Origin of the sequence: Acaryochloris sp. IP29b_bin.137 (assembly GCF_028285745.1) — a bacterium.
Classification (GTDB): Bacteria; Cyanobacteriota; Cyanobacteriia; order Thermosynechococcales; family Thermosynechococcaceae; genus Acaryochloris.
In genome coordinates this window covers 1-16,908 of sequence record NZ_JANQOP010000286.1, presented here as the reverse complement: position 1 = coordinate 16,908, position 16,908 = coordinate 1, and the positions used below count along the sequence as shown (strand labels likewise).

The window sequence follows — 16,908 nt, the reverse complement described above, 5'->3', positions numbered from 1 at the left end:
TTGTCTAAAAAAGATAATGTTTTCGCATCAATATTACTGAATGCAATGCTGGAATGGAGTTATATTCCTATTGCATTGATTATTCAAAAAGGGGAGTTATATTTTGAATAGAAAAATAGCGTTAATTTCTATCCCTACAGGAATATTGGGAATAGGAGTATCAGCGTTATTAGCCTTCAAATTTCATCACTTGGAAACGCAATCTATCCAAGGTGATTTTCAGCAGGACGTCCATGAGCAAGTCCATCGTCTAGAGGCCAAAATGGAGGCCAAGATGGAGGTGGTGAATAGCCTGAAATTGTTGTTTGACAGTTCTGAACAGGTTAATCCTGCAGAATTCAAACAATTTGCTCATAGTCTTCTCGCTCGCCATAAAGATATTCAAGCGCTAGAATGGGCTCCCAAAATTAAACATGCCGATCGTGAAGCGTTTATTCAACAGCGACAAAAGGACTTTCCTGCTTTTGATATAACGCAACAAGTCAGTCAGGGAAAGATGGTTCGAGCCCAGCAGCGTTCAGCATACTTCCCCATTTCTTTTTTGGAACCCTTTTCAGGTAATGAATTAGCCTTAGGATTTGATCTCGCTTCTAACTTACTTCGCAGAAAAGCGATTGATCGAGCGACTGATACAGGCAGGATCCAATCAACCGCCCATTTGACGCTGGTCCAAGAGCAGGACCAACAAAAAGGATTTATTACACTGATCCCTGTTTATCGAGATCAACCCACAACACTCACGAGTCGCAGGCAGCGATTGGAAGGTTTTGTCTTGGGGGTTTTTCGGATTAATGATCTGGTAAAAGCCGCCATTCAACCGGGCACAGTAGATGCAATTAACCTTCAACTGATTGATACTGCCAACCCGGACGATATTCCCTATAAGCGGCGATCACAGTTAGGTAAAGCGCTGCCAAAACATGAGTACCGTCAGAATCTCAAATCTCTGGCGGGCCAGCAATGGACAATGGTGGCGACTCCCTCAAATGTTTACTTCAATGAAAAACGCAGCGGCTTGCCCCTGGCAGTGTTTTGGGTCGGGATTGTGTTTACGGCCTTGATTGAAGCCTATATTATTTTTGTCTTGACCCAGTCTAGGCTCGTTGAGACGGTTGTTCGCGATCGCACTAAGGAATTGGAAGAAGCCAATAAAAAACTGTCTCTGATTTCAACCACCGATGAATTAACCAGCATCGCCAATCGCCGCCATTTTGATGACTGCCTGAAGACGGAATGGAAGCGAGCGATTCGGGAGCAGACTCCCATGACACTGTTCCTGATCAACCTCGATTTCTTTCGGCAGTTTAATGAGGGATATGGTTTTGTGGCTGGGGATGATTGCTTAAAACGAATCGGCCAGCAGCTAGAGTCGCTGTTGAAACGCCCTGCTGATTTGGTTGCCCGTTACGAAGGTGAAACATTTGCGCTGTTGCTTCCGAATACAGAAAATGCTGAACCTTTGGCTCAGAAATGCTTAGAGACGGTTGCCGCCCTCAAAATCAAACATATTTACTCTCCCATTCATGAACATATCACCGTCAGTATTGGGGTGGCTTTTGTTCGTCCAGCCCATGATATTCCGATGACAAAGCTGCTTGAGAAGGCAACTCAGGCTCTTACCCAAGCAAAGGACGCAGGGCGCAATCAATATGCGTTTATCCATATTCCCTCCTTTGCTGACTCTTTGGCTCCGTCGGGAGATTTATCTCAGGAACTACAGTTCCAGTCCCATTAGTCTCAGCCACTTTTTGTCAAGATAGGGATAGCAATTGCATCTCCCTTTATGGCAAGCTTTCCGAAACCTCCGCTAATGGCATTACAGCAATTCCTTGATACACCGCTCGAGGAATTGATTTCTCCCGGTGCTGACCGCCCTGATCAGGTGCTGACCTTATTCCACCAGGTGGCCCAGACGGTTCCGGCTTACCAAACCTTTCTCCAGGCCCAAGGCATTGACTCAGGGGATATTCAAACCCTAGCGGATTTTGCCACCCTACCCCTAACCACCAAAGCGAACTATCTCCAACGGTTTCCCCTGGCCCAGTTCTGTCGAGATGGCAGGCTGGAAACCTGCGATATGATTGCCGTTTCTTCTGGCTCGACGGGCGAGCCAACCTTTTGGCCACGCTTTATTACGGATGAATACCAAATTGCAACTCGGTTTGAGCAAATTTTTGCCGATAGCTTTGCTGCAACTCAGAAACGGACCCTGGCCGTCGTTTGCTTTGCCCTAGGCACCTGGGTGGGAGGAATGTATACCGCCAACTGCTGTCGTCATTTAGCCAGTAAAGGGTATCCCTTGACGGTGATTACGCCCGGCAATCACAAAGCTGAAATTTTGCGGGTGGTGCAAGCACTGGGGCCGATGTTTGAGCAGGTTGTCCTGTTGGGGTATCCTCCCTTCCTCAAGGATGTGATTGATACGGGGCGGGCAGAGGGGGTGCCCTGGTCCCAATACCACCTGAAGTGGGTGATGGCGGGGGAAGTGTTTAGTGAAGCCTGGCGGGATTTAGTTGGAACTCGGGTCGGGTCAACCCATCCTTGCTTCGACTCTGCTTCTTTGTATGGCACTGCAGATGCTGGTGTGTTGGGGAACGAAACGCCCTTAAGTATTTGTATTCGTCGATTCTTGGCCGATCATCCAGATATGGCGGCTGAACTATTCGGGGAATCACGCTTACCCACTCTGGTCCAGTACGACCCCATGAGTCGCTATTTCGAGGTCACAGAAGCAGGCACTCTTCTGTTTTCTGGGGACAATGGGATTCCGCTGATTCGATATCACATTAGCGATCGCGGCGGCATTATCTCCTACGACCAGATGTTGGCGTTTTTGCAAGCCCGTGGCTTTGATGCGATCGCAACCCTACAACAAGAAGGCTATGTCCCAATTCGGCCGCTTCCGTTTGTCTATGTGTTTGGCCGCTCCCATTTCACCGTGTCGTTTTTTGGGGCTAATATCTATCCAGAGAATGTGACGGTGGGTCTCGAACAGCCAGGAATTTGCAATTGGGTCACGGGTAAGTTTGTGATGCAGGTACAAACCGATGCAGATCAGAATTCCCATTTAGTGATTGATGTGGAACTTGCGCCAGGTGAGGCTGCTAGCTCAGCCAAGACAGATGCGATCGCCAAATCAGTTTTACATCAGCTTCGCAGGCTCAATAGTGAATTTGCTAACTATGTTCCTGCAACCTACCAAATGCCGCAGGTTGATTTACGGCCTAATGGCGATCCATCCTATTTCCCAGTTGGAGTAAAGCATCGCTATACTCGCCCCACTGAGTCCTAGAGCTTAGGGCTACTCAACGGTCACGGATTTGGCTAAATTGCGAGGCTGATCCACATCCAGTCCGCGCAGGGCCGCAATATGGTAGGACAACAATTGCAGCGGCACCACCGTTAGCAGTGGCGAAATAATCTCATCCACTGCGGGTACAGGCAACAACGTATCGAAGGTCTCTTTGGCTTCCTGTTCATTCATGGGGGTAACCCCAATCAGGCGAGCATCTCGGGCTCGGGCTTCTTGGGCGTTGGAGAGCACCTTTTCAAACACCGTTCCTGGCATTGCGATCGCAACCACGGGTACCTTGGCATCCAGCAATGCGATCGGGCCATGCTTCATCTCCCCTGCGGGATATCCCTCGGCATGGATATAGCTAATCTCCTTCAGCTTCAGCGCACCTTCCAAGGCAATGGGGAAATTGATGCCTCGACCGATATAGATAAAGTCTTGGGTTTCGACAAAATCATGGGCCAGGGTCTCCACATACCGTTCCTGACTCTCCAAAACCTGTTCTAGCTGAGCAGGAAGCTGCTGCAAGCCATCGATAATCTCCCCTAAGCGCTGAGGGGCAATGGTTTGGCGCTGATAAGCCAAATCAATCGCCAAAAAGTAAAAGGCCATCAGTTGGGCCATAAAGGTTTTGGTAGCGGCCACGCCAATCTCAATCCCAGCATGGGTATCAATAATGGCAGGAACCAGACGGGCCAGCGAGCTTTCGGGACGATTGGTAATGCCGAGGAGACGGGCTTGAAGATGTGCAGGTTGCTGAGCACGGCGTTGCTGCTCCGTTTCCAGGGCAGCGAGGGTATCAGCCGTTTCCCCCGACTGAGTGACGCCGATCGTGAGGGTATTGGCCGTTATCGGTGAAGGGGCATACCGAAACTCAGAGGCATACTGAACTACCGTGGGAATGCCTGCCAACTGCTCTAGCAGGTGCTTGCCCACCAAGCTGGCATGCCAACTCGTCCCGCAAGCCATAATTTGGATATTTTCCAAGTTCGCGGTTAATTCTGATGCCAAATTGAGACGAATAGGACTGGTAGCTTGACCCGGTTGCCAGTTGCTATCCACATACTTTTCCAGGCACGTTCGCACCACTCCCGGCTGTTCATAGATTTCCTTGAGCATAAAGTGCTTAAAGCCCTGCTTCTCCACCATCACAGGGTTCCAATTCAAAGTGCGAGGCGGACGGCGGACGCGATTTCCTGCAAAGTGGTAAAGATCCACCCCTTGAGTGGTCAGGCGAGCCAATTCTTGGTTTTCCAGAGTTAAAACGGTACGGGTATGGTGTATTAAGGCGGGGGTATCAGAGGCACAGAAATATTCGCCATCGCCAAATCCCACAACCAACGGAGCTTGCTGACGAGCCACGATCAGCTCGTTTGGGAAGTCGGCGGAGACCACTGCGATCGCAAACGCCCCTTCCAAATGATTCACGGCTTGTCGCACCGCTTCCAGCAAAGAAGGCTCTCCTTTTGCCTGCAAGCCTTCCAGCTTCTCTGAGATTAAATGTGGGATCACTTCCGTGTCGGTTTCAGAGCGGAACGTACAGCCCCGCTCTTTCAGGTCTTCACGCAGTTCCCGATAATTTTCGATAATGCCGTTTTGCACGACTGCCAACCGATCGCGGGCATCTCGGTGGGGATGGGCATTATGTTCTTCCGGCTTGCCATGGGTGGCCCATCGAGTGTGACCAATCCCGAGAACCGCAGGATTTTCCCAACTCGCTAGCTTTTCCTCTAAATGGTGGAGCTTGCCCTTGGCACGAATACACTGGAGTTGTGCCTCCAATACAGTAGCAATCCCTGCTGAATCATATCCCCGATATTCCAGCTTTTGCAGACCTGAGAGCAAAATTCCGCTGGCCGCTTGGGGACCGATGTAACCGACAATACCGCACATAATCTCAGATCAGAAGAATTTATTAGAAATTTTTGAGAAAAAAACAAAAGCCTGGAGAGTGAAACTAAAAGAGAGCCATTTAAAATGGGGATGAACTCTTGAGCAACGGCCACACAGGCAGTTTGACGCAACTCAGCCTTTGACGCAACTTCACTGGCTCTATAGAACCCATTTGAGATCTTTTTATGATGTCGTCAATCCTCTAAAGCCCAGCAAGGAAAGGCATGGAAACAATTTAGCTTTGGCCTAGATTTTAGGCTCGTTGAAAAACTCTTTTATCTTTCTCTACAATCGTTAGAACCCTGAATCCCCCTTCAACGTAGATAATTTTCGACGATTGGTCTATTTGATTTGAGGTAACGGCAGTTTTATTAAGCGTCATCCTAAACCCTTAGAATTGTTGCTGTAAAAGGTTCTTAGGCTACAACGGAAATCACTAAAATCTCAAATGGGTTCTATAAATGTCTGAGGACGGGCTAGAAATCTCGTAGATTGGGGTTCTATGGCGAAAACCTCTCTTTGATTCCCAGTCTCGACTAAATAATCACCATGAAGGTTCCCTAACGCAGATTTTCTCTAGCTTGAAGGGCAAGAACATAACATCTTAAGTCTGAGAATAAAAATATCAACGTTCTGCTTCGCGTTCCAAAATTAAAGTCACAGGACCATCATTTTCGATATGGACATTCATCATGGCTCCAAACTGCCCAGTTTCCACCTGCAAATCACTTTCTCTTAGCTTTGCCACAAATTTCTCATAAATCTGTTCTGCTACGGCACCAGGCGCAGCTTTATCAAATGAAGGTCGCCGCCCTTTTCGGCAATCTCCATACAATGTAAATTGGCTGATTACCAATAATCCGCCCTGAATATCCTGTACTGACTGGGAAAGTTTGCCTAATTGATCGGGGAAAATTCTTAGCTCTAGACATTTACGCGCCATCCAAGCCACTTCTTGTTCGGTATCTGAGGGGGTAATTCCTACTAATAAATTGAGCCCTTTTTCAATCTTGCCAACAATTTGACCCGCAACTTCGACCTGAGATTTATTAACTCTTTGCAAAACAACGCGCATCAGATTTTAAAAAATATTTGAGATTAATTTGTGGTGATTCGTTAAAGGGGAGCTAATTGTAGCTAGATTGTGAAAGGCATAGCCACCCGTTCTTCCCGTGATACACTAAACAGAATTACACACCCACTCCGGGATGGTTCAATAAATTCGAAATATTAACGAATATTAACGAATATTGCCTAAATAATCATATTGAATTAATAGCATTTTTATAACTTTGAAAAATCTGGAGAACAATCCTTGAAACAAACTTTTCAAAGCTCCCTCAGGCAAACCATTCAAAGCATGGGGACGTTTCAGAGCTGGCTGCTTTTCAGTGCAGCGATGTTTTTAGTTTCTTTACCGGTGCTGATTCAAGCACCTCTGGTAAGAACTTGGCCCTGGTTGAGCCTGATGGCCACAGGAGGGTGGCTTTTGGCAAGTTATGGATTGATGCGACAAGACAAAACTCGACTCTGGGGTGATTTACTGTTTGGTTTTGCCCTAGCTTGGTTCTCTGGTTCGATTTATTGGGGCTGGTTTCGAGCAGAACCCTTATGGCATGTACCGATGGAAGCCATTGGCTTACCAGTGGCTATCTGGGCATTATTCAACTCTCGCTTCAAGATTGGCTCTCTGTTCTTTTTGGGATCTCTAATTGGCTCCACCGTCACTGATGTGTATTTCTTCCTGGTGGATTTAATGCCGACTTGGCGGGTTTTGATTCAAACGGATCAAACCGAGGCCATGGCGCTCCTCCCGCAGGCATTGGAACATACCCAAACGCCCTGGGGGAAGTTCTGGGCGATGGTTTTGGTAGTTGGACTCTGTGTGATTAGCATTCGTCCCTTGCTGCCTCCAGATACCTGGACGGGACAAAAAGACCAGCTCTGCTGGTGGGCCTTTTCTGGATCGGTTTTGGGAACGTTGTTAGTGGATAGTTTGTTCTTATTGGTGGCAACCCAGTTTTAGTGCAATCTCCTGGCTCTCCTCCATCGCTTGGAAAGAATACCCTTAGACGTCAATTGCTAACGCAGCGCCAATCGATGCCTGTTGAGCAATGGCGTCTTTTGAGTCAGGCCCTCTGCCAGCAGGTGCTTGATTCACCTCTTTGGGCGCAATCAAAGACCGTTTTGGCTTATATGACGTTTCGGCAAGAACCGGATTTGAGCTGGCTGTTTAGACAAGGGCGCGACCATCTATGGGGGCTCCCTCGATGTGTGGGGAAACATTTAATGTGGCATCGCTGCAATCCCCTTGATCCTCAAATGTTAAAGAAGGGTAAGTATGGGATTTTGGAACCTTACCCAGAGTGCCCTGAGCTATCGGCTGGTGAAGTGGATTTGATCTTAGTTCCTGCAGTGGCGTGCGATCGCAGCGGGTATCGTCTGGGTTATGGGGGAGGCTATTATGACCGCTTACTGGCGACTCCTGGCTGGTCAGTCCTTCCTACGATGGGTATTGTCTTTGAACAACATCTGCTGGACCGACTGCCAACTGAGCCGTGGGATCTCCCCTTACAGGCGATTTGTACAGAAACAGGGATCTTGTCTAAAGCCTTTTCTCCATAACTTGAGATCCTTGGCATCTATTTTTGAATCAAACCGATTAGCCCATCTGCGGAGGCTTCAATCCGAATGGGTTCTCTTCAACATTTCCCCAGATTTGATTGATATGTTGTAGGTGGAGTTTCTTCAGAACTCCCTTATCTATGACTTAGTACAGAAGGCTATCCTACCCCCTAGAGAGGCTGTTCTTTAGGGGGTTCCTTATTAGGGAGCTTGGGCAATCGCCAGGAGGTTATCCCGAAACCTGGGTACCCAAAAGAGCGGTGCCCCAAGTAGATACATTAAGCGAAAAACTAAATTTTCTGGCAGATGGTGCATTTGACAATATTGGAGTTGATTAACCTGAAATCCTGCTCGCTCAAATTGCCATTGGAGATGATCAATACTGTATTCAAGAACGTGGCCTAACCCCTGATCCTCCGGCATCCGGAAATAATCGTAGATTTGTTTGCCGAGTATCATATACACAACATTGCGTAAGCGGTACAGATTAGGCGTTGAGCAGATCAAAATCCCCCCTGGTTTAAGCGCTATCCTGAGCTTCTCCAGCGCAAGGTGGCCCGGAATGGGGAGATGCTCGATGACCTCAGAGAAAAAGATAAAGTCAAATTCAGCTTCAAAAATCGGCTCATCAGAACATAAGTTCCATTGCGTTGTTTTCACTCCCATAGACGCCAAATAGTCTAGGTGTGGCCCGCCAATATCCACAGCGTGGGCATCATCATCCCACAGGGCTTTGCATAATAATGCAAGTTGCCCGCCGCCAATATCCAGGATGCGTTGTGTTCTTCCAGATGCATAGGCAATGTATGCTTGCAGCAATGCCTGATAGCGAGAGCGATAACGGGGATAATACTCTGGGATTTCATTAAAAGTCCCCCGACAAATAAATTGTTCATAAACTGAACAGAACGTTTTCTGATCTAATAGATGTTCCATTCCAGTTCCACCGAGTTTATGGCTTTTTTTTCCAGAGCAATCCCTCTACTGTATCTTGCTCAAGAAACGGTTAGCCCATTTTGAGCTCGAGGAAGGGATACTTTATCCATCAATATCCATCCATCATTTCAATGGTATTTGTTTATAAATCGTGAGTTAGGCGATAGAAGAAGCATTAAATTAACCAAAAAAATAAATTTAAAGTATGCTTGGCTGCGTATTTTGATGATGTCCTTCAGATATATGTATTAAGAGGTTGGGTTTAAGGTTAAGCTTTAGTTTTTCTAGGGAATCTATTAATAGATAAAAAGTGTCGGATACAGGATCGATTGAGTGGAAGTAAGTGAGTTGTGTGCGTTTAATTACATTCTTTGGAAGATAACCATATTTCGTCGCCATGGCCTTTGTTGAGAGACCTGATGGGTCAGCCGCTTATTGATTTCTGACTTATTTTATTTCACTTTTATTGACTGGCTGCTTCGCAATGGTTAGCAGCGAAAGGCTTCTGAACTGATTTTGATGTCTATATTTTAGTAATTTACATGCTTTGGCTTGACTTTCCGCCTAGGGCTAACTGGGCTGGCTTTGGGGCTGCATTATTGTATGTGGCAACTTTGTTGCCCACCATTCTCAGGGTTGTCTTTCCTTCAACAAAGACAACTGGAATTCCTAAGAAAATGCTTCTTCAGCGGCGTTTGTTGGGGCTTATTGCTTTTTTGCTATCTATTATTCATGGCTATTTGCTGATCAACAAAAGAGCCGTCGATTTCTCAGATTTACAGACTTATTGGATCTATTGCCAAGGGATTTTTACATTTCTGATATTTTTGCTCCTAGCCATTACCTCAAATGACTGGAGTGTTAAAAGGCTAAAGAAAAACTGGAAAAATCTGCATAAACTCACTTATCTAGCAATGTTTCTATTGCTTTGGCACATTATTGACAAAATGTGGGGGCATTGGACTTGGTTAACGCCGCCTTCCTTGGTGCTAACCGGAACGATTACGCTCCTTTACCTCATTAGAGTGATCCGTGAAAGTCACCTATTTCCTAAGCAAAAGTAAGAGACAGCTAATTGCTGCAAACGTCGATCAATGATCCCTCAAGATCACTGATTGACCGACTGTTCCCCAAATTTGTGACAGTTCCGTTCCTTAAGATTGCGAAAAGGTTCCGTTAATTATGGCTAAAACACCGCAAAAGCGAAATTGGGTGATGTTCCTGGGGTTATCGACGATAGCAACGCTGTACGGCCTCAATGCCCATGAACATCTAGGCCCTTCTTTTACCTATCAACCTGCTCCTTTGGCGGTTGCTGCTGCAACCCATAAAGCGACGAATAGTTGGAACAGTCATGAGGTCTGGGTGTATGCGATCGCACTAAGCCCTGATGGTGAAACCCTGGCGACAGGGGGATATGACGGCAAAATCAAACTATGGAATTTGCGGACTGGCGAGATACGCCGAACCCTCAATGCCCATGAGGATGCCGTATCTTCTTTGGCGATCAGTGCGGATGGTCAGACGTTGATCAGCGGCAGTTGGGATAACCGGGTGCGTCTGTGGGATGTCCGAACAGGGAAACATCTCAGAACATTAAACGACTCGGCAGATGATGTGAGTGCGATCGCACTGAGTCCTGATGGCAAAACAGTGGCAGCGAGTGCGGCGGATCGAACGGTGCGACTCTGGGATTTGGCATCTGCCCGACAACTTCATCGGTATCGGACTCCTGCTGCGGTCCTTTCCCTAACCTTTAGCCCCGATGGTCAACTACTAGCGGGGGGAAGTGGCGATGGTGTTATTCGACTGTGGCAACGAGACAACCTTGCTTCAACCTTGGCGATTGAAGGTCATAAGGGTGCGGTGCAATCAGTCTCGTTTAGCCCGGATGGGGCTTTATTAGCCAGTGGTAGCCAAGATCAGAGTGTTAAGGTTTGGCAATTGGACGAGGGTAAACTCTTACATACTTTGAGAGGCCACGATGCTTCTGTGCTGTCGGTAGGATTTAGCCCTGATGGTAAACGCTTGGCGAGTGGTAGCTATGATCGCACCATCAAACTTTGGCATCCTTTATCAGGTCAACCGTTGAAGAATTTTGTTGGCCATACAAAATCAGTCCGTTCCGTTGCGTTTAGTCCAGATGGGCAGCAGTTGGTTAGCTCGGGGCATGATGCGACGGTTAGAGTTTGGCCTGTGTCTACTGCAATCGTCAAAGGCCACTAAGTGGTCTTGCATTCAATGGAGGAGGGGCAGAAAATATGCTGCCCTTGAAAGCATATTTGGGGGATTGCCTGGCTTGCGGCTAAAGATTTTGACTAGGCAATCCCTCGAATTATCTTTAATCTGCAAAAGTGACGCTGGAGCGACCGTCTCTTCCAGTATCTAGCAACGGACCCTGCTCTCATTCCTCCGTTCCCATGGGTGATAGTCTTAATGTACCTGCCCTTCGAATGGTTTTAAAATTCTGGGTAGCTAGAGACTCTGATACCTAAATTTCTCTACTTCACGACCGAATCATTGTTCTGCCTCAAACGCCGTTCTAGCTCTTTTTGCACGGTACTCAACTTACATTTATTCTCACTCAATACATTTCATACCCTTTTGGACAACCGTCTCGCTGCATCGGCCACTGATATCAAAGAACAGTTTTATCAGCAGGGATTTGCCATCCTGCCCAAAATCTATTCTGCGGCAACTTGTGATGAGATTTGTGACCACCTAACGGATATTACTCCAGCAGGACCCGGAAGCCGCCGTTTATTGGTCTTTGACTGGTGTCGGAAACTAGCAAAAAGTCTGAAAGCTCATCCGTTAATTTCTCAACTATTGGGGCCTACCCCCGTCATCAACCAATGCACCTATTTTGAGAAATCTCCTGATCAGAATTGGCTAGTTGCGCTACATCAAGACGTCAGCATTGCTGTTCAGCCTAATCCTGCTGCCACTCAGTTGGGAATATCTAAAAAAGAGGGTCTATCCTTCGTGCAGCCTCCCGTCGAAATTCTGAAACAGTTGGTTGTCCTTCGCGTCCATTTAGATGACTGCACTCTCAACAATGGCCCCTTAAAAGTGGTGCCAGGCTCTCATCTACAGGGGCGACTTTCCGATCCGATGATTGCGACGCTGAAGGACCACTCTGGTGAGGTTATCTGCTGCGTGCCCAAAGGAGGCGTGCTCACCATGCGGCCTTTGCTTTTGCACGCTTCCAGTAAGATGCTGCTTCCCCATCACCGACGAGTTTTACATTTTCTCTGTGGCCCTCATCAGCTCGCAAATGGCTTGGTTTGGCATGAAACGCTCTAGAATGCCAAAGGCTAAGCGCAATGGGTCAGTAAAGGTGTCCATAGCGAATATCCATGAGTTTTGGTGGGTGAATTTTGGTGCTGGTTGGATGGGTGCGATCTCATTCCTATCTACTGATAACAAGTTAGGGATGTGCACCTCCCAAATAATGGAAAGTCCCGATCCAATCCCGATCTAAGAGGGTGAGCTGTAAGAGCATGCGTCTGCTGAAAATATGTCGTATTTTGCTCAAATTTCAACATCCCGCCCGTTTAGCAAGAGCTAACAAGAAAAAGCCCCCAAATTTATCAAGACCGATTGCTGAGATGTCGTTAAACCAGTAACTCCAGTAATATCCATGCCTTCGTAAGGGCGCGGTATATTCAATGTGGAAAGATGAACTCCACTATGGACATCCCATAATTTAATGGAGCCATCCATACTACCGCTAGCTAATATCTGATTGTCGGGATGAAACGCTAAAGCCGTAACAGCGCCACCTTGTGCTTTTAGTATGTGCAAACAGGTACTTGCATTAAGCTGCCATAACCGGATTGTGCCATCACCGCTGCCGCTAGCAAGAACTTGGTTATCTGAACTTACTGTAATATCCCAAATCCAACCTTGATGCCCTGTAAACTGATGTAGGCAGTAGCCTGTACTAACATCCCAGATCCGAACAATCCTATCTTCCCCCCCTGTCACAATAGACTGACCGTCTGGCCTAAATTTAACTACTCGAAGTTTGCGAGAATGCCCAATCAAAGTTGTTTGCAGTCGACCACTCACTACATCCCAGATTTTGACGGTGTGATCGTCACTAGCACTCGCTACTAGCTGGCCATTCGGGCTGAAATCAAGTGACCAAATCCAATAAGGTGAATGATCTCCAATCTCGCGAATAAATTCACCAGTTGCGACATCCCATAGCCGGATTTTTGAGGACTGACCTGCAGTCGCAATCAAATGCCCATCAGGGCTACAGGCCATTCCCCACATCCCTCCAATTAAATTACCTGAGGCATTGAAAATTTGCTTGCAAGTTGCTGTATGGTCAGGCTTATAGCCCCAGAGTCGAATCGTTTGGTCGTCACCACTAGTCACCAAATATTGACCTTCAGCGTTGAAAGCCACTGTCCAAATCCAAGCACTATGCCCTGATAATTCTTGAACACAGGTGTTTGTTTGGATGTTCCATAGTCGGACTTGATGATCCAGCCCTCCACTTGCCAACAACTGACCATCAGGACTAAAATCTAGCGACCAGATCCAAGACGTATGCCCACTCAGTGTTCTTCGTGATTGGCCTGTTTTTACGTCCCAAATTTTCACTACCTGGCCAATATCGCCACTCGCAATCGTTTTTTGGTCAGGACTCAGCGTCATTGAGCGAATACCACTTTGATGCCCCTGGCAAGTCTGAATACACGTCCCAGTGGCTACATCCCAGATCTTAATGGTTGGTTTACAGTGGGCCTGAGTGATACCTGCCCCACTGACAAGTATGTTGCCGCCTGAACTCAAAACTAGGGATTTAATTGGATTTTGATGCCCTTCCAATACATTTATGCAATTATTTTTCTCGATATTCCAAATTTTGATAGTTGCATCCCATCCTCCTGTCATTAACAATTGACCATCAAGGCTATAAACCACTTGCCAAACCCCCTTTTGCTGAGCTTCCAGAACTTCTAAGCACTTCCCTGAGGAAATCTCCCAAAAGCGCACAGTGTCGTCAGTACTACTACTAACAAGGAGGGGGAACCGGGGATGGAACGCAACACTGACTACCCAACCTTGATGCCCCATGAATACTTGTAGGCATTCTCCTGTAGCTGCATCCCAGAGCCGAATCGTGCCATCATCACTAGCAGAAGCAATCATTTGATCATCTGGACTAAAGGTGACGTGCCAAACCCAATCGGTATGACCTTTTAAAATTTGCAAGCAGACCAGTTTGGACGCTGTAACCTTCCACAAAAACACGTCAGCATCCATTGCACTACTGACAAGTCTCGTATTATCAGAATTGAAACTAATGGAAGTAACGAACCACCTATGGGCTCGATCGGAGATAGCAATAGTTTGGGTATCAACAACTCTCATTAACCTCAATTTGCCATGAGAATCTCCAACAGCAAGGATATTGCTATCACTGCTAAAAGCAACTGCATGGATTCCCCCAAAAGCTTTGGTAAAGATTGTGTTAGACAGATCTGACTGGGCTAGGTTTAGTTGATTCAGTCTCTGGCCTTGAAGATCAGCTTGCCAAATCATCATGTCGGAAAAATTGTAACCACTGAGATCAATATTTAAATAGCAAAGAAAATTCAGAATATTGCCTGCAAGATAGCCGGGCCTACGAGAATATTTTTTCTGCCACTGAGCAATAATTTTTTTGAACTGTTGTTCAATTTTCCCAGTGTCCAGCAAATCTTCATGCAACCTATCCACAATGGGCTGCAGAAATAAACAGGACTGACTATCCTTGATGTAATCTGGAGCCTGTGCTTTCAGTAAGTAATAGCGATTCAAGTATTCAATATCACCAGTGATGATCTCGTGATGTACCAGCTGAACCAAACAATCAGTCACATATTCCAAAAGGACTGGATGTAGAGTGATGTCTTGTCTATTACCCACCGACTCCAGGGGCAGCTTGTGGTGCAGCGAACTCAAAGTTTCTTGGATAGAAATTTTGGCAATCGAAGAAACTAAATCCTGTTTTAATTTATCAAGAGTCACTGGTTCTCGATTGAGAGCCAGAAAATAAACCAATTCTTTCTCCAGATCCGAAAGACGCTGAAAATGCCAATTCAGCAGCTCTTTAATTTCATAAAATAGGGGTCTTTGAAAACTCCAAAATTTCGAGATATCAGCGTTAAAAACGTTATTGATATGATGTGCGGCTAACTCAAGGGCTAGGGGATTACCGTTATAGTAGTGAATCAAGTCATTCCAGGCCTGTTCTGAACCCTGAAAATTGGCAATTTGATCAAAGATAGCCTTCCCCTCTGCCGTATTGAGCCCCTCCAAATGATAAAAACGAACAGGTTTATTTTTACCTTCTAATCGCTCTAAATGTTTTGGAACTTCTCGGCTAGTCAATAATAAACAACTTTGATGGGCAACCTCACCCACACGTTCTAATAAGATCCCATAACCCTCATAGCCCTCGCAATAGCATTCAGCAGGATCTACTGCTTTAAGGGTTGTTTCCCAGTTATCAAGGATTAATAAACAGCGATAATTCTGAAAATAATCTAACAGCCTAGAAATTTGCTGTTCTTGTGTTGGAGGAATATCAATATCTTGATGGTCAGAAAAGAAGAGAAAGCAGTCTTTAAGAACTTGTGAGAGGGGTGGATTATTAAGTAGTCTTCGCCAAATCACGTAGTCAAATTGGTGCTGTATTCCCTGAGCCAACTTGAGAGAAAGGTCTGTTTTACCAATCCCTCCTTTACCCAGCTTAGTTGGGGTTTGGGGAATGTTTTGCTCTCCTTTGCTCAATTTTACTGATAACTGAGTCTTGCCAACACCTGCCATTCCAAGGATGGCAACAACTCGACAGCGATCTTTGATAATCCACTGTTCTAAGGTTTGCAGTGCTTCTGTTCGACCAAAGAAAGCAGGCAAGCCAGGTGCATCCCCCCAATCTTGATGTCCAGTAGAACAAGCTTTCTGATGTCGAGCCAGGGCTGCCTGAAAGTTATGTTTGGATAGCCTTTCATTTAAGACTGTTGAGAGCAGCTGCCAGAGTTTTGCCCCTTCGTTTTTGATATATTGCAGATCATAGCCTGCCATTTGACTATATTTCTTATTACTGAGGGATTCTTGTAGGATATAAGTTTGTATATCTGTTAAATACTCCCCCGTATTTCGAAATACAAGTTCATTGACGTATTCAATTGTCGATTCGAGGGGTAATGGCTCCATAAACTAACGAACTAAAAACTTTCTTGTCAAAGATCAGAAGCTCGTAAGAATAACTTCTCTTAGTACGAGAAACTCGTACTAACAATCATTTTACTAGGCTATGTCTTACAGTCCAGACGCCTTTTCAGCCTGTTAATAAAAGCCTTTGCACGGTTCTGAAAATGTAAATTCATCGAAAAGGTCACTTTAAATTTTTTATAAATTAAATCCTTACCTAATGTGACTTTTTGATTAGATAACCAGTTCAGCAAATGATTATGATTGTGTGGGGAACCTGAGTGGCAAGGTTGTAAAGGCTTTTAGCAGTCTTAATTACAATCATCTACTGGGCTAGTGACTTCGAAAGTGAAGTCGCTGCATTTGCCATGCATTTTGAATAGCAGTGTGTTTGTTGGAATACGTGAAGAAATCACTAGATCGATGAGGTAAAGGACAGGTATGGTTGCACGCACTTGGGATTTTGTAGGAAATGGTTTTTGGGATGTAGCGACTAACTGGTCTGATGATGCCCTTCCTGGTACAGCTGATGATGTAACCATCGATATTCCAGAAAGCGATATTGAAGTTACCCATAGAAGTGGTACTACATTAATCAATAGCTTGAATTCAAATGAGAACTTGACGATAACGGGAGGTTCTCTGACAGTTCAAGGAACGACTGATATTAATGGCATATTGACAATAAATGGTGGTACTACTTCCTTGAATGGGTTAAGTCGTACTCAAAATCTTAATTTATTCGGAGGAACTTTAGCTAGTTCAGGTGGTTTGACAGTTGAGGAAAACACCATTTGGAGTGGTGGCAGTGTTCTTTCTGGTAATATAACGAACCAAGGCGTTTTCATCCTTAGCAGTGGAAACAATAAGATTCTCCAAGGTGGTAGCACCCTCACTAATGAGAACACAATTACTCATTCATTAGGTGCTTTATTCCTTAA

11 protein-coding genes and 1 pseudogene are annotated in these 16,908 nt (G+C 45.9%); 8 read left to right on the top strand and 4 right to left on the bottom strand.

All coding sequences use genetic code 11. The features are described from left to right. Window positions 1-103 precede the first annotated feature (103 nt). Window positions 104-1,735: a CHASE domain-containing protein gene (locus Q0991_RS20055; RefSeq protein ID WP_299491871.1), complete on the top strand. Its 1,632-nt coding sequence runs from the start codon at window positions 104-106 to the stop codon at window positions 1,733-1,735. 48 nt (window positions 1,736-1,783) lie between these two features. After that, a complete protein-coding gene (locus Q0991_RS20050; RefSeq protein WP_299491869.1) occupies window positions 1,784-3,292 on the top strand; it encodes a phenylacetate--CoA ligase family protein in 1,509 nt (502 codons plus the stop codon). A gap of 9 nt (window positions 3,293-3,301) precedes the next feature. Here Q0991_RS20050 and glmS read toward each other — a convergent pair whose 3' ends face one another. Further along, the gene (gene glmS / locus Q0991_RS20045; protein WP_299491867.1) at window positions 3,302-5,188 is read right to left on the bottom strand and encodes a glutamine--fructose-6-phosphate transaminase (isomerizing); all 1,887 of its coding nucleotides are present in this window, start codon (window positions 5,186-5,188) and stop codon (window positions 3,302-3,304) included. Between the two features lie 625 nt (window positions 5,189-5,813). Then, window positions 5,814-6,263, bottom strand: coding sequence for a D-aminoacyl-tRNA deacylase (dtd, locus tag Q0991_RS20040; RefSeq protein ID WP_299491865.1), 450 nt, complete (start codon window positions 6,261-6,263; stop codon window positions 5,814-5,816). Window positions 6,264-6,503: 240 nt separating this feature from the next. Between dtd and Q0991_RS20035 the strand changes: the two genes are divergently transcribed. Further along, window positions 6,504-7,214: a DUF3120 domain-containing protein gene (locus tag Q0991_RS20035; protein WP_299491863.1), complete on the top strand. Its 711-nt coding sequence runs from the start codon at window positions 6,504-6,506 to the stop codon at window positions 7,212-7,214. Then, window positions 7,214-7,813, top strand: a complete 600-nt coding sequence (locus Q0991_RS20030) for a 5-formyltetrahydrofolate cyclo-ligase (protein ID WP_299491861.1) — start codon at window positions 7,214-7,216, stop codon at window positions 7,811-7,813. Before Q0991_RS20035 ends, Q0991_RS20030 begins: the two co-directional genes overlap by 1 nt. 201 nt (window positions 7,814-8,014) lie before the next feature. Here the strand turns inward: Q0991_RS20030 and Q0991_RS20025 are convergent, their stop codons facing one another. Continuing rightward, entirely contained in the window at window positions 8,015-8,749 is a 735-nt protein-coding gene (locus Q0991_RS20025) for a class I SAM-dependent methyltransferase (protein WP_299491859.1), read from the bottom strand. 542 nt (window positions 8,750-9,291) lie between these two features. Here Q0991_RS20025 and Q0991_RS20020 point away from each other — a divergent pair. The 3 genes from Q0991_RS20020 (at window position 9,292) to Q0991_RS20010 (ending at window position 12,055) form a co-directional block, all read left to right on the top strand. Then, window positions 9,292-9,813, top strand: coding sequence for a ferric reductase-like transmembrane domain-containing protein (locus Q0991_RS20020; RefSeq protein ID WP_299491857.1), 522 nt, complete (start codon window positions 9,292-9,294; stop codon window positions 9,811-9,813). A 118-nt stretch (window positions 9,814-9,931) separates the two neighbouring features. Beyond that, entirely contained in the window at window positions 9,932-10,975 is a 1,044-nt protein-coding gene (locus tag Q0991_RS20015; RefSeq protein WP_299491855.1) for a WD40 repeat domain-containing protein, read from the top strand. Between the two features lie 378 nt (window positions 10,976-11,353). Then, window positions 11,354-12,055: a phytanoyl-CoA dioxygenase family protein gene (locus tag Q0991_RS20010; protein ID WP_299491852.1), complete on the top strand. Its 702-nt coding sequence runs from the start codon at window positions 11,354-11,356 to the stop codon at window positions 12,053-12,055. A 261-nt stretch (window positions 12,056-12,316) separates the two neighbouring features. Here the strand turns inward: Q0991_RS20010 and Q0991_RS20005 are convergent, their stop codons facing one another. Next, window positions 12,317-15,970 (bottom strand): hypothetical protein, encoded by a 3,654-nt coding sequence (locus tag Q0991_RS20005; RefSeq protein ID WP_299491850.1) that lies wholly within the window; start codon window positions 15,968-15,970, stop codon window positions 12,317-12,319. A 438-nt stretch (window positions 15,971-16,408) separates the two neighbouring features. On the opposite strand from Q0991_RS20005, the pseudogene Q0991_RS20000 reads away from it, so the two are divergent. After that, window positions 16,409-16,908: pseudogene (locus Q0991_RS20000) on the top strand (hypothetical protein); the annotation flags it as partial.

Excerpts from the sequence above, each read along its gene's own strand:
- Q0991_RS20050 (WP_299491869.1), top strand. The coding sequence starts at position 1,784 with ATGGCAAGCTTTCCGAAACCTCCGCTAATGGCATTACAGCAATTCCTT.
- glmS (WP_299491867.1), bottom strand. The coding sequence starts at position 5,188 with ATGTGCGGTATTGTCGGTTACATCGGTCCCCAAGCGGCCAGCGGAATT.
- dtd (WP_299491865.1), bottom strand. The coding sequence starts at position 6,263 with ATGCGCGTTGTTTTGCAAAGAGTTAATAAATCTCAGGTCGAAGTTGCG.
- Q0991_RS20025 (WP_299491859.1), bottom strand. The coding sequence starts at position 8,749 with ATGGAACATCTATTAGATCAGAAAACGTTCTGTTCAGTTTATGAACAA.
- Q0991_RS20020 (WP_299491857.1), top strand. The coding sequence starts at position 9,292 with ATGCTTTGGCTTGACTTTCCGCCTAGGGCTAACTGGGCTGGCTTTGGG.
- Q0991_RS20015 (WP_299491855.1), top strand. The coding sequence starts at position 9,932 with ATGGCTAAAACACCGCAAAAGCGAAATTGGGTGATGTTCCTGGGGTTA.
- Q0991_RS20005 (WP_299491850.1), bottom strand. The coding sequence starts at position 15,970 with ATGGAGCCATTACCCCTCGAATCGACAATTGAATACGTCAATGAACTT.